Origin of the sequence: Pseudomonas sp. CBZ-4 (assembly GCF_000346755.1) — a bacterium.
In the GTDB taxonomy this organism is placed as follows: domain Bacteria; phylum Pseudomonadota; class Gammaproteobacteria; order Pseudomonadales; family Pseudomonadaceae; genus Aquipseudomonas.
In genome coordinates, this window is record NZ_ANNV01000112.1 from 23,903 (window position 1) to 39,809 (window position 15,907).

Consider the following 15,907-nt stretch of genomic DNA (forward strand, 5'->3'; position numbering starts at 1 on the left):
TTTTTTATGGCCGGCAGAAAACCCGCCACGACACCCCCAGGATCAGGCGTTCGAAGCAGCGACCGCAGCCTCATCAATAAACGCGGCCACCTCGGCGGGCTTGGTTGCCAGCGAAGCATGGCTGGTCGCCAAGGTGATCGTGCCCCGGGGATTGAGCCTTGCCGCCATCAACCGCTGGTTTTCAGGATGAATCATCCGGTCGTCGCTGGACACTTGATACCAGGACGGCTTCTTCTTCCAGGCAGGCGCCGTGACCGTATCGCCAAACGTGCTGGCAAGCGGTGCCTTTTGCGTCACCGCCATCACCAACGCCTCGTCGGCAGACAGGTCCTGGCAGAAGCTCTCATGGTATTTGCCCTGCTTTACCCACAGATACCCGTCACTGTCGGGTTCAAGGTTCGCCACCGCCTGGGGCGGGTTGCGCTGGGTGATCTCGCCCGGGCTCTCCCCGGCATCCGGGGCGAAGGCCGCTATGTAGACCAGGCCGATGACATTGGGTTGGTCGCCCGCTTCAGTAATGACCGCGCCACCATACGAATGACCCACCAGCAGTACAGGCCCTTTTTCCTGGGCAATCATTTTGCGCGTACGTTCAGCATCGTCGGCCAGTGAGGTCAGCGGCATCTCGACCGCACGCATGGCGTAACCCTTGCGATTCAACTCGACAATCACTTTGCCCCAGTGCGCCGCGCCACCCCAAAACCCGTGAACAAGCAAAATCGTCGGTTTATTACTCATTGCTGGAACTCCGCGATCAGTGAAGAGGGTCCGCAGAGTGAAACCGTGCCCAACCATGACTTCAGGCACCCGACTGCAGATGTTTTCTGGTGTGTTCATTAAAGCTCAAACAGGTGCGATTGCATGTGTCGAGAACCGCCAACCTGACTGCACATTCCCAGTCGGTACAAAATCGCTACAAACCCTACCAATCATCGGCTTAGGCCCTTTATTTAAAGGCTCTCTATCACTTTCTGATCCATACTCATAAAATGTAACGGCATTTGTCAAAAAACCCGTTTACCAACGGTATTTCCTTACTTTTAGCGAGTTCATCCGCGTGAAAATTCGTCTCTCTATCGCCAGCCTATTTTTTGCACTTACAGGCACCTTCGCCCACGCCGCCGAAACCACCCAGGCCCCGCGTGACACGTCCAAACTGCAAATTGCCTCCGGCAGCGCCATGCTCGTGGACTTGCAGACCAACAAGGTCATCTACTCCAGCAACCCCGACGTGGTAGTACCCATCGCTTCGGTGAGCAAACTGATGACCGGTTTGATCGTGCTCGAAGCCAAGCAGAACATGGACGAGTACATCGACATCAACATCAAGGACACGCCGGAAATGAAAGGCGTGTTCTCCCGCGTGAAGATCGGCAGCGAAATGCCGCGTAAAGAAATGCTGCTGATCGCCCTGATGTCCTCGGAAAACCGCGCCGCCGCCAGCCTGGCCCACCACTACCCGGGCGGTTACCCGGCGTTTATCGCGGCGATGAACGCCAAGGCCAAGGCGCTGGGCATGACCAGCACCCACTATGTAGAGCCCACCGGCCTGTCGATCCACAACGTGTCCACCGCCCGTGACCTCAGCAAGCTGCTGGCCGCCGCGCGTCATTACCCGTTGCTGAGCCAACTGAGCACCACCAAGGAAAAGACGGTTTCGTTCCGCAAACCCAACTACACCCTGGGTTTCTCCAACACTGATCACCTGATCAACCGCGCCAACTGGGATATCAAGCTGACCAAGACCGGCTTCACCAACCAGGCCGGCCACTGCCTGGTGCTGGTGACCAGCATGGGCAATCGTCCGGTGTCGCTGGTGATCCTCGATGCCTTCGGCAAATTCACCCACTTCGCCGATGCCGGGCGGATTCGCAATTGGGTCGAGACCGGCAAGAGCGGTTCGGTGCCGGATGTGGCGTTGCGCTACAAGGCTGACAAGAACCTGAAGAATCGGCCGAACGCGGCAGAAGTGCGCCGCTGAATAGATGTGGTAGCTGCTTTGTGTGGGAGCGGGCTTGCCCGCGATTGCGGTTGTTCAGCACCAAATTAGTTGGCTGATACACCGCTATCGCGGGCAAGCCCGCTCCCACACAAGCCCACTCCCCTATGAGATCTCAGGTGGAGCCTGTTACTTGGTTTCCGCCAACACCTTGAGCGCCTGCGCCGCCGCCCGCTCCTGCCCGGCCTGGGCCGTGGCGTTCGCCGCCTCACGCCAGCGCTGCGCATCGACCTTCGCCGGTAACTGGCTTGGCCGCTGGGTGAGGATCGCCCAACTCCCGGCGCTCTTCCACTTCGACTCAAACTCGCTGAAGCTCATCAACAGGCGCCGGTCCATCCCGGAACGCAGCAGCACCGTGCTTTTCTGCTGATTGAAGCCCACCACGACCACATACCGTGCGTCCGACCACAGGCTCCCGCCAATCCGCGCCATCACCGGGTAACCGGCTGCAACCTGGGCCAGCACCGCCGTCAGTCGGCTATCCAGCGGATACACCATCAGCCCGTACTCACGCGCCAGCACCTGCATGTTGCGCTCAAGGTCCGCCTCGCCGCCGGGCAAGCGCAGTGGCTTATCCAGCAAGCCCGGTGTCATGACAATGCCTTGTTGCGACAGCATGCTGGCCAATGCCGCAGGGCCGCTTTGATAGGCCTCGCTGCGAAAGGTCGGCACGCCATTGAGTTCGACCCGCTCCGGCAGGCCCGGCAGTTTCGACGGGCTGCCGGAACAGGCCGCAAGCCCGAGGGCGCAGGCCAGCAACAAAGATGTTTTCACGTTCGACCGTAACCGCAATTTTCTACTCTCTTGATCAACTGCCGGTAAGGGTCCTGATCATAGGACGCTGCGCCACGCGGGTATAGCCTCAAGCGTCAGTAAAGCGCCCGGAATAGAGCAAAGAAGTTGGACAGACTCGACCATTGGTCAATAGCAGGCAACCGTCAGGTAGCTAGACTGTCCATTGAAAAGACTGTGTATGCCCCATCGGGGCGAAAGGAGGCCCGTATGAGCCTTGCAACAACGATTTTCCTGTTGGTCTGCGGTTGGCTGGCGGTAGCCGGCGCCATGTTGTGGGGGGTGTTGCGCATCACGCGCCGCCACCATCACCCCCACGTCGTCAAACCTGCCAAGCCCCTCAAGGCCGCCGTGCATCACGCCTAGCCAGGCATGCAATTGAAGTCCTGGGTCGCCGCGACTTCCTTGCCGTGCGCATCCATCAGGGATGCGCGCACGGTGGTGCCCAGGCTCGACTCCACCAGGGTGTAGTGCTCACCCGCCTTGAAATCCTGGTACTCGACCCGCCCCTGGCAGTCCTGCTGGTTGTCGTCGCCTGGCTCTTCCTCGAACAATGTCACGTCCAATCGATGGGCACCCGGCGGCACTTCAAAAAAGCGTCCGTCATCCACGCGCTTGCCATCCAGGCGCTCGGCCATCAGGTCATTCGGCGCCTCTTCCTGCAAACCAATCCACGCCTCGCTCGGGTCCGCCTTGGGAATCGGGCCGGCGCACGCCGACAACAACAGCACGGCGCCGAGGGCGGGAATCAACAACAAGGGTTTCAGTGACATGGCAGGGCTCCAAAAAAAGGACGATGCGTCCGATGGGGCACAAGCTTGGAGAGCGACCCTTTGTAGAACAAATGAATACAGATGAAACGATCTTCAGGCCCTCCCTAAATGTTCCTTCACCTGGCTGAAAGGTGCGTGTTAGGTGGGTCGGGCAAGACTGCCGGGGTTTGCAATCCTGCTCCAATGGAGGTTCACGCATGCTCGGGCTGGTAAAGACCGCACTGCACAAGCCGTACACGTTTATCGTGTTGGCCATATTCATCTGCATCATCGGGCCGATGGCGGCCCTGCGAACCCCCACGGATGTGTTCCCCGATATCGGCATCCCCGTGGTCGCCGTGGTCTGGCAGTACAACGGCTTGTCGCCGGATGCCATGGCCGGTCGGGTGATCTACACGTACGAACGCTCCCTGAGCACCACCGTCAACGACATCGAACATATCGAATCGCAATCGCTGCCTGGCATGGGCATCGTCAAGATCTTCTTCCAGCCCGGCGTCGACATCCGCACCGCCAACGCCCAAGTGACGGCCGTGTCACAAACCGTGCTCAAGCAAATGCCGCCGGGCATCACGCCGCCGCTGATCCTCAACTACAGCGCCTCCACGGTGCCGATCCTGCAACTGGCGTTCTCCAGCCCGAGCCTGTCGGAAGCGAAGATCCGCGACCTGGTGCAGAACAATATCCGCCTGCCGTTAAGCGCCCTGCCCGGCCTCGCCATGCCCACGCCCATGGGCGGCAAGCAACGCCAGATCACCCTCGACCTCGACCCACAGGCGCTCGCCGCCAAAGGCTTGTCGGCCCAGGACGTGGGCAACGCCCTGGCCCTGCAAAACCAGATCATCCCGGTGGGCACCGCCAAACTCGGCCCCAACGAATACACGATCCTGCTCAACAACAGCCCCAAGGCGATCGACGAGCTCAACGACCTGCCGATCAAGACCGTGGATGGCGCGCTGATCACCATCGGCCAAGTGGCCCACGTGCGTGACGGCTCGCCGCCGCAAACCAACATCGTGCGCGTCGACGGCCACCGCGCCGTGCTGATGCCGGCGCTGAAAAACGGCAGCATCTCCACCCTGTCGATCATCGACGGCATCCGCCAGATGCTGCCGCGCATCGACGAAACCCTGCCGCCATCCTTGAAGACCTCGTTGCTGGGCGACGCCTCGGTGTTCGTCAAGCAATCGGTGGGCAGCGTGGCCCAGGAAGGCATCATCGCCGCCCTGCTGACCAGCGCGATGATCCTGCTGTTTCTTGGCAGCTGGCGTTCGACGCTGATTATCGCCGCGTCGATTCCCCTGGCCGTGTTGTCGGCCATCGCGCTGCTCGCCGTCAGCGGGCAGACCCTCAACGTCATGACCCTCGGCGGCCTGGCGTTGGCGGTGGGAATTCTGGTGGACGACGCCACCGTGACCATCGAAAACATCAACTGGCACCTGGAACAGGGCAAGTCGGTAAAAACCGCGATCCTCGACGGCGCCGCGCAAATTGTCGGCCCCGCGTTCGTCTCGCTGCTGTGCATCTGCATTGTGTTCGTGCCGATGTTCATGCTGCAAGGCATCGCCGGCTACCTGTTCCGCCCCATGGCGCTGGCGGTGATATTTGCCATGGCCAGTTCGTTCATCCTCTCGCGCACCCTGGTGCCGACACTGGCGATGTTCCTGCTCAAACCACACACGCCGGAACAAGGCGCGGGGCATCACCCGGAAGATGAATTCATCAACCACCACGAGGGTGAGCAACACGCCAAACCACGGCAAGCCGCGCTGCAAGCGGTGCTCAACTTCCAGCAGGGTTTCGAGCGCCACTTCTCGAATATCCGCGACACCTACCACGGCCTCCTGCTGTTGGCGCTGGGCAACCGCAAGCGCTTTATCGTCGGTTTCCTCGCCTGCGTGCTCGCATCATTCCTGCTGCTGCCAAGCCTGGGCCAGGACTTCTTCCCCGCCACCGACGCCGGCGCCCTGGCCCTCCACGTGCGCTTGCCCTTGGGCACGCGGATCGAAGAAAGCGCCGCCGCCTTCGACCGCATTGAAGCGCGCATCCGTGAAGTAATCCCCAGCACTGAACTCGACACCATCGTCGACAACATCGGCATTCCCCTCAGCGGCATCGACATGGCCTACAGCAGCAGCGGCACCATCGGCCCGCAGGATGGCGACATCCAGGTCACCCTGAAACAGGACCATGCGCCCACCGCCGACTACGTGAAACAACTGCGTGAAGCGCTGCCGCAAAGCTTCCCCGGCAGCCACTTCGCGTTCCTGCCCGCCGACATCAGCAGCCAGATCCTCAACTTCGGCGCCCCGGCTCCGCTGGACGTGAAAATCTCCGGGCGCAACGATGCCGAAAACCGCGCCTATGCCGTGGAACTGGAACGCCGCCTGCAACACGTCCCCGGTATCGCCGACCTGCGTATCCAGCAGTCCACCGGCTACCCGTCGCTGCAAGTCAATGTCGACCGACTGCGCGCCAACGGCCTGGGCATCACCGAACGCGACGTGACCAACAGCATGGTCGCGTCCCTGGCCGGCAGCTCGCAGACGGCGCCGACCTTCTGGCTCAACCCGGCCAACGGCGTGTCGTACTCCATCGTCGCGGCGACGCCGCAATACCGCCTCGACAGCCTGCCGTCGCTGGAAGCCCTGCCCGTGACCGGCGCCGACGGCCAGTCGCAGATCCTCGGCGGCGTGGCGAGTATTGCCCGCGTGCAAAGCCCAGCGGTGGTGACCCACTACAACATCGAGCCAACCCTGGACCTGTACGCCAACGTGCAAGGGCGCGACCTCGGCGGCGTGGCCCGCGACGTGCAAAAAGTGCTGGATGACACTGCCGCCATGCGCCCCAAAGGCGCGACCATCAGCCTGCATGGGCAGATCGATGCGCTGCACGAAGCCTTCAGCGGTTTGAGCCTCGGCCTGCTCGGCGCCGTGGTACTGATCTACCTGCTGATCGTGGTCAACTTCCAGTCGTGGGCCGACCCGTTCGTGATCATCACCGCCCTGCCGGCCGCGCTCGCGGGCATCGTGTGGATGCTGTTCCTCAGCGGCACCTCGCTGTCGGTGCCGGCCCTCACCGGCGCCATCCTCTGCATGGGCGTGGCCACCGCCAACTCGATCCTGGTGGTGAGCTTCTGCCGTGAACGCCTGGCCGAACATGGCGATGCGCTCAAGGCGGCGATGGAGGCCGGCTACACGCGCTTCCGCCCAGTGTGCATGACCGCCCTGGCGATGATCATCGGCATGTTGCCGCTGGCCCTGTCCGAGGAGCAAAACGCCCCCCTCGGTCGGGCGGTAATCGGTGGCCTGATCTTCGCCACCATCGCCACCCTGTTGTTTGTCCCCGTGGTCTTCAGCCTGGTCCACGGCCGTCACCCTACTCGCGCAGTTGCCGGAGAAACCCCACATGTCGTCTGATCACAAACCCTCGCGCAAGCGTCTGATGCTCCTGGGTGTCGGCGGCCTGACCCTGGCCGCCCTGCTGGTCGCCAACGGCCTGCATGCCCGCACCTTGCATGAACAATCCGTCAGCGCCTGGACGGAAACCGCCGCCATCCCGCAGGTGCTGGTGTTCCAGCCGCAACAGAACGCCGCCGGCGATACCCTGCGCCTGCCCGCGCACCTGGAAGCCTGGAGCAAGGCGCCGATCCACGCACGGGTCAGCGGTTACTTGAAAGACTGGAAAGCCGACATCGGCACCCAGGTCAAGGCCGGGCAAATCCTCGCCGACATCGACAGCCCGGATCTGGACCAGCAATTGGCGCAAACCCACGCCCGGCTGATCCAGGAACAGGCCAATGCACGCCTGGCCGCGACCACCGCAACGCGCTGGCAAAACCTGTTGGCCAGCCACTCGGTGTCACGCCAGGAAGCCGATGAAAAAACCTCCAACGCCGCCGCCGCGAAGGCCAACGCCGAAGCCGCCGCGGCCGACTATGCGCGGTTGTCGGCGCTGGCAGGCTACAAGACCATCCGCGCACCGTTCGCCGGCACCATCACCGCACGCAACACCGATATCGGCCAGTTGATCAAGGCCGACACCGACAGCGACCCGGAGCTGTTCAACCTCGCCGACACCCACCAGTTGCGCCTGTACGTGCCGGTGCCGCAAAACTACGCGGCGGTCATCCACCCCGGCCTGGAAGCCGAACTGACCGTGCCCGAGCATCCCGGCGAACACTTCAAGGCCCGCCTGATCGGCGACTCCACCGCCATCGACCGGCGCTCCGGCACCCTGCTCGCACAGTTCGTCGCCGACAACCCCAACGGCGCATTGCTGCCCGGTGATTACGCCGAAGCGACCTTGCCGATTCCAGCAGACACTCACGGCGTGAGCATTCCCGCCAGCGCCTTGATCTTCCGCGCCCAGGGCACGCAAGTCGCCGTGCTCGACGGGCACAACCACGTGCACCTGCAAAGCATCCATATCGGCCTCGACCTCGGCGAACGCCTGGTGATCGACCAGGGCCTCAAGGCCGCCGACCGTGTGATCGACAACCCGCCCGACGCCCTGCGCGAAGGTGACCCGGTGCAGTTGGCCGACGCCTCGGGAGGTGCCCATGCGCCCAAGGTTTAAACCCCTCGCGGCCCTGATGTTGCTGGCGTTGCAAGGGTGCTCCATGGCGCCCACCTACCAGGTACCCACCGTTGACTTGCCCGCCGGCTATCGCGAACAGACCAGCGACGGCCCGTGGCACAGCGCGCAACCGTCCGATCAATTGGCGCCCGAATGGTGGACGCTCTACCACGACCCGCGCCTGAGTGAACTGCAACAGCAACTGCGCAAGGCCAACCCGGACCTGGCGGCGGCGCTGGCGCACTTCGATGCCTCCCAGGCGTATGCCAGCCAACTGCATGCCGGCTTGTTCCCGCAAATCAATGCCAGTGCGCAGCCGCTGCGCCAGCGCCAATCGGACTCGCGCCCCCTGCGCGGCACCACGCAGCCGTCGGTCTATAACAGCAACACCGCAGGGTTTTCCCTGAGCTACGACCTGGACCTGTGGGGCAAGATCCGCAACCAGGTCGCGGCCGGCGATGCCCAGGCGCAAGCGGCCGGCGACGACTTGGCGGTGGCGCGCCTGAGCCTGCAACAGCAATTGGCGAGCTTGTATGTGCAGCTCAACGGCCTGGATGCACAGGCGCAGATTCTCGATCGTTCACTTGAGGATTTCGCTCAGGCACTGCAACTCACACGCAGCCGGTATGAAGGGCAGATCGCTTCGGAACTGGACCTGACCCGCGCGCAAAACCAACTGGCCGAAGCCAAGGCGCAGCGGGATGAAGTGCAGGGCCAGCGCAACCTGACCGAGCACGCGATCGGCGAACTGGTGGGTGAGGCGGCCAGCACCTTCAGCTTGTCACCGAGCCCGCAGTTGATCGCACTCCCGGGCATTCCTGCACAGCTGCCGAGCCACCTGTTGCAACGTCGCCCGGACATTGCGGCGGCGGAGCGGCGCGTGTTTGCGGCCAATGCCAACATCGGCGTGGCCAGGGCGGCGTGGTACCCGGACTTCAGCCTGACCGGGTTGATCGGCGGGCAGACGCAAGGCGTCGGCAACCTGCTGTCGGCAAGTAATCGCTATTGGGCGCTGGGGCCGCTGGTCAACCTGCCGATCTTCGATGGCGGGCGCTTGAGCGCCAATGAACGCCAGGCCAGGGCCGAATTCGAAGAAGCCGCGGCGCAGTACCGCAGCCACGTGTTGAAAGCCCTGCGCGAAGTGGAAGACAACCTTGCCCAACTGCGCGACTTGCAGCAGCAAGCCGAGGATGAACAGGCGGCAGCGGATGCGGCGCAGCACACCCAGGCCTTGGCGATGAACAGCTACCAGGCGGGCGCCGTGAGTTACCTGGATGTGGTGACCGCACAGACCGCCGCCCTGCAGGCGCAGCGGACCTTGCAGGCCGTGCAGACACGGCAGTTGCAGGCGAGTGTGGGCTTAGTGGCTGCGCTGGGAGGTGGCTGGCAACCGGGCTGACGACGCGCCCTCACCGCCGCCGCCCTTGCCACCCACCGGGGCGGTGGAGGACTATGCCACTACGCACAGGACGGTATAGCGGTGAGGGATCAGTGGCAAAGTATTCAGAGTTGGCCCGTTTACTGCGCAGCAGAATTGAAATGGGCATGTACCAGGCGGGGCAACGACTTCCCTCTGTTCGTGTGTTGAGCGCAGAACACGGCGTCAGCCTGGGCACCGTGCAACAGGCCTATCGCCTGCTGGAAGAAGAAGGCCTGGCATCACCCGCGCCCAAGTCCGGCCACTTCGTGACCCGCAGGCAGAACCTGCACCTGTTGCCCACCATGCGCGCCATCGAAAAAAACCCCCTCGATATCCTGGAATGGGATGAAATCTACAAGGTGACCACCAGCACCCCGGATGAACGGGTGCTGCAACTGGGCAGAGGCATGCCCCACGTTGGCACACCGACCTTGAAGCCCCTGATGAAAAGCCTGAGCCACGAAGCCAAACGCTGGCAAAAGGACGGGCTCAATTATGAAAACATCAAAGGCAACCTGGAATTAAGGACGCAAGTCAGTCGCTTGATTATCGATTCCGGCTGCCTGGTCGACCCCGAAGAAATCATCATCACCACCGGCTGCCAGGAAGCCCTGATGTGCTCCATACGGGCCATTTGCAGCCAGGGCGATATCGTTGTCGTCGAGTCGCCGAGCTTTCACGGGGCGATCCAGACCCTCAAGGTCTGCGGCATCAAAGTCATTGAAGTGCCCACCCATCCGCTGACGGGCATCTGCCTGGAATCACTGGAGCTGATCGCGCAGCGCTGGCCGATCCGCGCGGTACTGGTCAACCCGAACTGCAATAACCCGCTGGGTTATGTCATGCCGGATGAGCGCAAGGAAACCCTGGTGGAACTGTCCAGGACCTTCGGCTTTTTTATTATCGAAGATGACACCTACGGCGACCTCACGTACCCGTACCCGCGCCCGAAAACCATCAAGTCCCTCGACGCCGAGGGCAAGATCATCCTCTGCGGCTCTTTCTCAAAAACACTCGCGCCGGGGCTGCGGGTGGGCTGGGTCGTGCCCGGGAAAATCTACGACAAAGTGCTGCATATCAAATACACCAGCTCCGGCGCCACGGCCACCGCCAACCAACGCGCGATTGCCGAGTTCATGGGCAAGGGCTTGTACCAGATCCATCTGCGGCGCATGCGTGCCAACTACAAGGCCAACCGCGAGTTGATGACCAGTTGGATCTCCAAATACTTCAACCCGAGCATTCGGATCAGCCGCCCCCAAGGCGGGTATTTCTTGTGGATGGAGCTGCCGGACGGCGTGTCGGCCTATGAGCTCAGCGACTACCTGATGCTGCACAACATCCAAATTGCTACCGGGAAAATATTCTCCTCGTCCGGCAAGTATGAAAACTGCATCCGCATCAACTACGGCGGCGCGCTCGATGAGCGGGTGGAGGAAGCGATCAAGATGATCGGCAAACGGGTCATGGACCTCAGCGTTTCCAACATGCTGCGCTGATGCCTCAATGACAAACAGGCCGGTGACGGCCTGCCTGCCTCAGCACATCGCTGTCAGCCTTCAGCAAAACGAATGGCGTAGACACGTTCCGGGCCAGGGCCTGGTTGGTCCGCCCCCCTCACCCAACCCGTTGACTCGTACAACTGAACCGCCTCTTTGTAGCGTGCCCGAGTTTTCAGGAAAATCTCCTTGAAGCCCAATTGCCGTGCCGTCGACACCGCCGTCTGGAGCATCGCCACACCGGCACCAAAACCGCGATAGTCCTTGTCCAGGTAGTACTTGGTGAGTTTCACCCGGCCATCGTCGCCGCCCGTGAGGATCGCAGACCCCACCGGCACATCGCCAAACACCGTGACCAGCTCCACGACATTCGCCTTGGGCACACCAAAGCACATGATGTCGCGGTCATCATCGTCGGGGTCTGCGGCGATGCCGTACTCCACAAAGGTTTTGAACACCATTTTGCGAATGGCGATCGCGTCGTCGAGCCTTGCGCTGCGAATCAGGAAGTGTTGGTTTTCTACGTAAATCGTCTCGCTCATGGGTACCAAGCCTCAACTTCAATGTCCGAGAGCGGAACCAGCACACAGGGCAAAATCGCGTTGTGCCCTCTTTCCTTTTCCGTGAGTGCGAGCATCGGGGCCCACTCACTGTACTCACCGGAGACAAACCTCACCTGGCAGGCGCCGCACCGCCCCTGCCGGCAACGGGTGCGCACCAGGCCGAGCTTTTCACAGGCATTGACCAGCGAAAACACATCGCCGGCAATGGGCTCACGCTGCCCTGCGCAGGCGAGGGTAAAATTATTGGCGGTCATCGTTGGTCCATTCCCATTCCAGGCTGTCATAGAGCTTCATCAAGCCGCGATTGTTGTTCGTAAACTCGACGCCGCGTTGCAGCTCTACTGCGTTGTCGACCACGGCCGCGCGCACGCCCTCGAGCGAGGGCCGCGCGAGTTGATCGATCACGGTGATCCAGGCGTTCAGATCGGCGCGGAAGAAATTCTTCGCGACCAACTCGACCGTTTCCTTGAACACCTGCTTTCCGTCTTTGGAGAGCTGCCAATAGATATCCCGCGCCAACACCGCAAACTGCGAGCCATGGCTCCACTCGTCCTTGGCATGGGCGTTGACCGCCGCGAGAAACATCGGCTGGATCGACGTCGCGTTCGCCAGCAGGTCCAGGTAATCGGTGATGTGGTTCTCTGTGCAGCAGGCCGTGGCGATACGCGCTATGCGGCGCTTCCATTCGCTATCCAGCCCATGGATATAGGTGTTCATGACATTCACGAGGTGAAAGTCCGCAGGAAACAAGGCGAGTTGCCGGTTGGCCCGCACCTCATCACAGGTGAGCACGGCCAGCAGCGTGTGGTAGCCCTCGTCCGTCATGGCTTCGGCCATTGAGCGCGCCATCTCGGGGCCGACACTGTTGTCTTGCCGCGAACGAATGACTTCGATACAGGCCGGCGTGACCAAATCGGTTTCAATAAAAATGGTATTGCTCTGATAGATAATCCACCCGGCAGAGAGCAGGTCGTTCTTATCTTGAGGGTCCAGGGCGCGCCACGCGTCGAACGACGAGAAGGGCACCATCGACTCCATAAAGTCGGGGGCATGCATATCAAACGCAAGGCTGGTGATACCTTTAAAGCGCATGACTTCGGCGTCAAACGACCAACTTTGGCTGATGCGCTCAATCACTTCCCGCGAGTAATCACGGGTTTCAATATCCATTGCACTATGACGCGACATGCTCAGCCCCTTGCGCCGTGAATTCCAGAAACAACATATCCCGCGAGGCGACGCCATCGTCTGCCGTGTTCATTTGACTGACGCTGTGATACACCTTGGAATCATCAAAGATCACCAGGTCGCCATAACGCTTGAGGGTGAAACTTTCGAGCAGGGCCTTGTCATTGTCATAGATGGAGTTTTCTGCACCGGTGCAATTGTCCGTGCGGTTAACGCAAAACAAACTGGAAAACGTCACACCGTCTTTATGTATGCCTTCCGGTGTCGGAAAGCCGGCAACACCGCGCGACGATGTAATCCGCACTTGGTGCAAATAGACCTGCCACACCGCCACATCCTTATAGCGAGTAAAGATCGCCACATAATCGCGAATCATGCGTTTTATAAACGGGTGCGTCGCAATGTAGGGAGTAATCGGTTCAAAGTAGCGGTCCACGCCGCCATTCAAGGTGTTCGTGTACTTGTCCTGGAAGAACGGCCGATGCGGAAGAATACCGATTTCATCGTTGAGCACACTGTAGCGAAGTTCGGTAAACCGGCGCCGACGGTATTTGCCGCCGTCCGCCATAAACTCATCCGGTGGCAAGCTGTCCCACGTCTGCAGGAACGCTCGCCAGTCCTCGGAACGATGGGCCAGCGTTACAAAATAGTTGAAATAGTTACCCACCCAATAACCGCCGTGCCTGAGTTGCTGCTCAATCAGATCAGAGGTGCTTTGCACAGTTGACAATGAACGGGCTGCAGAGCCTTCATACTTCATAGATAGTTATCCTTCAATGGATGGTAGAGAACCCTAATGCCGCACCAAAAAATACGAAGAATACAGCGACTACTTTGGAACCGATTCTACTGGCGGAGGGCGACGTCAACTTCGACGCGATCCTGGTCGCCACGACGGCGTAACAGGAAAGAATCGAAAACTTTATCAGTGCACTGATAACCACAAGAAACGCAAAGAACTGAAGATCGGGCGTGCCACTTTTTTCGAACTGCGGCAGCAGCGCGGTAAAGTACACCAGCGCCTTGGGATTACTGATGCCGATCAAAAAGGACTGGGCCCATTGGCGCGTCAACGCGGGCGCCCTGACAACAGGTGCATCAGCACTGGCAGTACTCATGATCGCGCGGCTTTTCTTGAATGCGCCAACCCCCAAGTAAACAAGATACGCCGCACCGGCCAGTTTCAATGCATTGAACATCGACGGATGCTCTGCAAAAAAAGTGGCAATCCCCAATGACGAGATCAAGCCCATGATCAAGATGGCAAACACATCACCGGTCAATACGCCAATCGCTTTCAATGGCCCATACTTGATTGAGTTATTCACCAGGAACACCGTTGACGGCCCTGGCGAACCGGCCTGCACCATCGTGATCAGAATGAACGACAGCCACGCATAGATAGTCATGCTTAAACTCCGGACAGATACAACTGGACGATTAGACTTTCCGGCACTTGCATTAAGACGGGCCCAACGCAACTTAACGAATAAGCTATTGTTAACGCTACTCGGTACTTAATTAAGATCCAGAAAAACCACTTCTTTAGTGCACAGTTGAATGCCCGGCCATCTGTATGGTGGTTTTTTTCAGCATCTGTACCAGAGCAGGCACGCCATGTTTTTCTGGGAGAAGACGAAAAAAAACCGGCGCCAGGCGCCGGTTTGTGCGGGTGGACGCGCCAGGTGGCGCATCCGCGAGTGATGAAAAATGCGTCAGGCGGCCATCTGGCGCCCCGCTATCGCGGCGGAGGCGGCAACCATCGCCCGCAGCAACACGGCACAGCCCGCTGCCAGATCATCCGGTGCGGCGTTCTCGATTTCGTTATGGCTGATGCCCCCTTCACAGGGCACAAAGATCATGCCTGCCGGCCCCAACTCGGCCACGAAGATTGCGTCATGCCCTGCCCCGCTGACGATGTCCATGTTTGACAGGCCCAAGCCATTGGCCGCATCGCGTACGGCGTCCACGCAACCTTTGTCGAAATACAGCGGCGGGAAGTCCGCCGTCGGCTCCATCTCAAAGCTCAAGCCATGCTTGGCGCAGGTCTCATCGATCACCGTGCGCACCTGGGCAATCATCGAATCCAAGCGCGCCGGCTCCAGGTGACGAAAGTCCAGGGTCATGCGCACCTCGCCGGGGATCACATTGCGCGAACCCGGATAGGCTTGCAGGCAGCCCACCGTGCCACACGCGTGGGGCTGGTGCCCCAGCGCCGCCGTATTCACGGCGGCGACCACGGCGGCTGCGCCTACCAGGGCATCCTTGCGCAGGTGCATCGGCGTCGGCCCCGCATGGGCTTCGACGCCACGCAGTTTCAGGTCGAACCACTTCTGGCCCAGCGCGCCCAGTACCACGCCGATGGTCTTTTTCTCATCCTCAAGAATCGGCCCCTGTTCGATATGCGCTTCGAAATACGCGCCGACCTTGTGCCCGCTCTCCGGCCGTGTACCGGCGTAGCCAATGGCGTTCAACGCAGCGCCTACCGAGACGCCATCGGCATCGACCTTGCCCAGGGTGTCCGCCAGGCTGAATTTTTCGGCAAACACGCCCGAGCCCATCATGCACGGCGGGAAGCGCGAGCCTTCCTCGTTGGTCCACACCACCACTTCCAGCGGCGCCTCGGTTTCCACGTTGAGGTCGTTGAGGGTGCGCAGCACTTCCACACCGGCGAGCACGCCGAAACAACCGTCAAACTTGCCGCCGGTGGGCTGGGTGTCGATATGGCTGCCGGTCATCACCGGTGGCAGGTCGGGGTTGCGCCCGGGGCGGCGGGCGAAGATGTTGCCGATGCCGTCGATGGTCACGGTGCAACCGGCGTCTTTGCACCACTGCACGAACAGGTCGCGGGCCTGGCGGTCGAGGTCGGTGAGGGCCAGGCGGCACACGCCGCCCTTGGGTGTGGCGCCGAGCTTGGCGAGGTCCATCAGGGACTGCCACAAACGGTCGCGGTTGATGTGCTGACGGGTGGATTGCAGAACGTCGAGGGCAGCGTTCATGGGGATCTCCTCAGGCTACATTTCTTATGGATTGAACTCGCTTCAACAGGTCGGCGCTGGCTTTTGTGGGAGCTGGCTTGCCTGCGATGCAGACCC

General features: G+C 60.9%; 15 protein-coding genes. 6 read left to right on the forward strand and 9 right to left on the reverse strand.

The window, feature by feature from the left end:
• Positions 1–42: 42 nt before the first annotated feature.
• Positions 43–738, reverse strand: a complete 696-nt coding sequence (locus B348_RS0115200) for an alpha/beta hydrolase (RefSeq protein ID WP_017736929.1) — start codon at positions 736–738, stop codon at positions 43–45.
• Between the two features lie 319 nt (positions 739–1,057).
• On the opposite strand from B348_RS0115200, the gene pbpG reads away from it, so the two are divergent.
• Complete coding sequence (gene pbpG, locus B348_RS0115205; protein WP_017736930.1) at positions 1,058–1,981, forward strand: D-alanyl-D-alanine endopeptidase; 924 nt, start codon at positions 1,058–1,060, stop codon at positions 1,979–1,981.
• Between the two features lie 147 nt (positions 1,982–2,128).
• Here pbpG and B348_RS0115210 read toward each other — a convergent pair whose 3' ends face one another.
• Entirely contained in the window at positions 2,129–2,791 is a 663-nt protein-coding gene (locus B348_RS0115210; protein ID WP_026136805.1) for a peptidase C39 family protein, read from the reverse strand.
• Between the two features lie 210 nt (positions 2,792–3,001).
• Here B348_RS0115210 and B348_RS1000000131780 point away from each other — a divergent pair, with 210 nt between their 5' ends.
• On the forward strand, positions 3,002–3,157 hold the full coding sequence (locus tag B348_RS1000000131780) for a hypothetical protein (RefSeq protein WP_017736932.1): 156 nt from the start codon (positions 3,002–3,004) through the stop codon (positions 3,155–3,157).
• Here the strand turns inward: B348_RS1000000131780 and B348_RS0115220 are convergent.
• Positions 3,154–3,564 (reverse strand): hypothetical protein, encoded by a 411-nt coding sequence (locus B348_RS0115220; RefSeq protein ID WP_017736933.1) that lies wholly within the window; start codon positions 3,562–3,564, stop codon positions 3,154–3,156. The two genes, B348_RS1000000131780 and B348_RS0115220, sit on opposite strands and share 4 nt — an antisense overlap.
• Positions 3,565–3,761: 197 nt before the next feature.
• Between B348_RS0115220 and B348_RS0115225 the strand changes: the two genes are divergently transcribed.
• From B348_RS0115225 to B348_RS0115240, 4 genes are all read left to right on the forward strand, one after another.
• Positions 3,762–6,983, forward strand: coding sequence for an efflux RND transporter permease subunit (locus tag B348_RS0115225; protein WP_017736934.1), 3,222 nt, complete (start codon positions 3,762–3,764; stop codon positions 6,981–6,983).
• Positions 6,973–8,142: an efflux RND transporter periplasmic adaptor subunit gene (locus B348_RS0115230; protein ID WP_017736935.1), complete on the forward strand. Its 1,170-nt coding sequence runs from the start codon at positions 6,973–6,975 to the stop codon at positions 8,140–8,142. Before B348_RS0115225 ends, B348_RS0115230 begins: the two co-directional genes overlap by 11 nt.
• Complete coding sequence (locus tag B348_RS0115235; RefSeq protein ID WP_026136806.1) at positions 8,126–9,541, forward strand: efflux transporter outer membrane subunit; 1,416 nt, start codon at positions 8,126–8,128, stop codon at positions 9,539–9,541. Before B348_RS0115230 ends, B348_RS0115235 begins: the two co-directional genes overlap by 17 nt.
• A 92-nt stretch (positions 9,542–9,633) precedes the next feature.
• Complete coding sequence (locus B348_RS0115240; RefSeq protein ID WP_032864918.1) at positions 9,634–11,061, forward strand: aminotransferase class I/II-fold pyridoxal phosphate-dependent enzyme; 1,428 nt, start codon at positions 9,634–9,636, stop codon at positions 11,059–11,061.
• A gap of 53 nt (positions 11,062–11,114) precedes the next feature.
• Here B348_RS0115240 and B348_RS0115245 read toward each other — a convergent pair whose 3' ends face one another.
• The 6 genes from B348_RS0115245 to B348_RS0115270 all read right to left on the reverse strand — a co-directional run bounded on the left by B348_RS0115245 (position 11,115) and on the right by B348_RS0115270 (position 15,811).
• Positions 11,115–11,603 carry a GNAT family N-acetyltransferase gene (locus tag B348_RS0115245; protein WP_017736938.1) on the reverse strand — a complete coding sequence of 163 codons (489 nt, stop codon included), beginning with the start codon at positions 11,601–11,603 and terminating at the stop codon, positions 11,115–11,117.
• Positions 11,600–11,878: a 2Fe-2S iron-sulfur cluster binding domain-containing protein gene (locus B348_RS01000000130060; protein ID WP_017736939.1), complete on the reverse strand. Its 279-nt coding sequence runs from the start codon at positions 11,876–11,878 to the stop codon at positions 11,600–11,602. The genes B348_RS0115245 and B348_RS01000000130060 overlap by 4 nt, the downstream gene beginning before the upstream one ends.
• Positions 11,865–12,812: a diiron oxygenase gene (locus B348_RS0115255; protein ID WP_157356511.1), complete on the reverse strand. Its 948-nt coding sequence runs from the start codon at positions 12,810–12,812 to the stop codon at positions 11,865–11,867. Before B348_RS0115255 ends, B348_RS01000000130060 begins: the two co-directional genes overlap by 14 nt.
• A complete protein-coding gene (locus B348_RS01000000130065; protein WP_017736941.1) occupies positions 12,799–13,572 on the reverse strand; it encodes a 2OG-Fe dioxygenase family protein in 774 nt (257 codons plus the stop codon). Before B348_RS01000000130065 ends, B348_RS0115255 begins: the two co-directional genes overlap by 14 nt.
• Positions 13,573–13,585: 13 nt before the next feature.
• Positions 13,586–14,221, reverse strand: a complete 636-nt coding sequence (locus tag B348_RS0115265; protein WP_017736942.1) for a LysE family translocator — start codon at positions 14,219–14,221, stop codon at positions 13,586–13,588.
• 306 nt (positions 14,222–14,527) lie between these two features.
• Positions 14,528–15,811, reverse strand: coding sequence for a Zn-dependent hydrolase (locus B348_RS0115270; protein WP_017736943.1), 1,284 nt, complete (start codon positions 15,809–15,811; stop codon positions 14,528–14,530).
• Positions 15,812–15,907 lie beyond the last annotated feature (96 nt).

Coding starts and splice junctions, on each gene's coding strand:
- B348_RS01000000130065 (WP_017736941.1), bottom strand. CDS start 13,572: ATGAAGTATGAAGGCTCTGCAGCCCGTTCATTGTCAACTGTGCAAAGC.
- B348_RS0115245 (WP_017736938.1), bottom strand. CDS start 11,603: ATGAGCGAGACGATTTACGTAGAAAACCAACACTTCCTGATTCGCAGC.
- B348_RS0115255 (WP_157356511.1), bottom strand. CDS start 12,812: ATGTCGCGTCATAGTGCAATGGATATTGAAACCCGTGATTACTCGCGG.
- B348_RS0115225 (WP_017736934.1), top strand. CDS start 3,762: ATGCTCGGGCTGGTAAAGACCGCACTGCACAAGCCGTACACGTTTATC.
- B348_RS0115200 (WP_017736929.1), bottom strand. CDS start 738: ATGAGTAATAAACCGACGATTTTGCTTGTTCACGGGTTTTGGGGTGGC.
- B348_RS0115265 (WP_017736942.1), bottom strand. CDS start 14,221: ATGACTATCTATGCGTGGCTGTCGTTCATTCTGATCACGATGGTGCAG.
- B348_RS01000000130060 (WP_017736939.1), bottom strand. CDS start 11,878: ATGACCGCCAATAATTTTACCCTCGCCTGCGCAGGGCAGCGTGAGCCC.
- B348_RS0115270 (WP_017736943.1), bottom strand. CDS start 15,811: ATGAACGCTGCCCTCGACGTTCTGCAATCCACCCGTCAGCACATCAAC.
- B348_RS0115230 (WP_017736935.1), top strand. CDS start 6,973: ATGTCGTCTGATCACAAACCCTCGCGCAAGCGTCTGATGCTCCTGGGT.
- B348_RS0115220 (WP_017736933.1), bottom strand. CDS start 3,564: ATGTCACTGAAACCCTTGTTGTTGATTCCCGCCCTCGGCGCCGTGCTG.
- B348_RS0115235 (WP_026136806.1), top strand. CDS start 8,126: ATGCGCCCAAGGTTTAAACCCCTCGCGGCCCTGATGTTGCTGGCGTTG.
- B348_RS1000000131780 (WP_017736932.1), top strand. CDS start 3,002: ATGAGCCTTGCAACAACGATTTTCCTGTTGGTCTGCGGTTGGCTGGCG.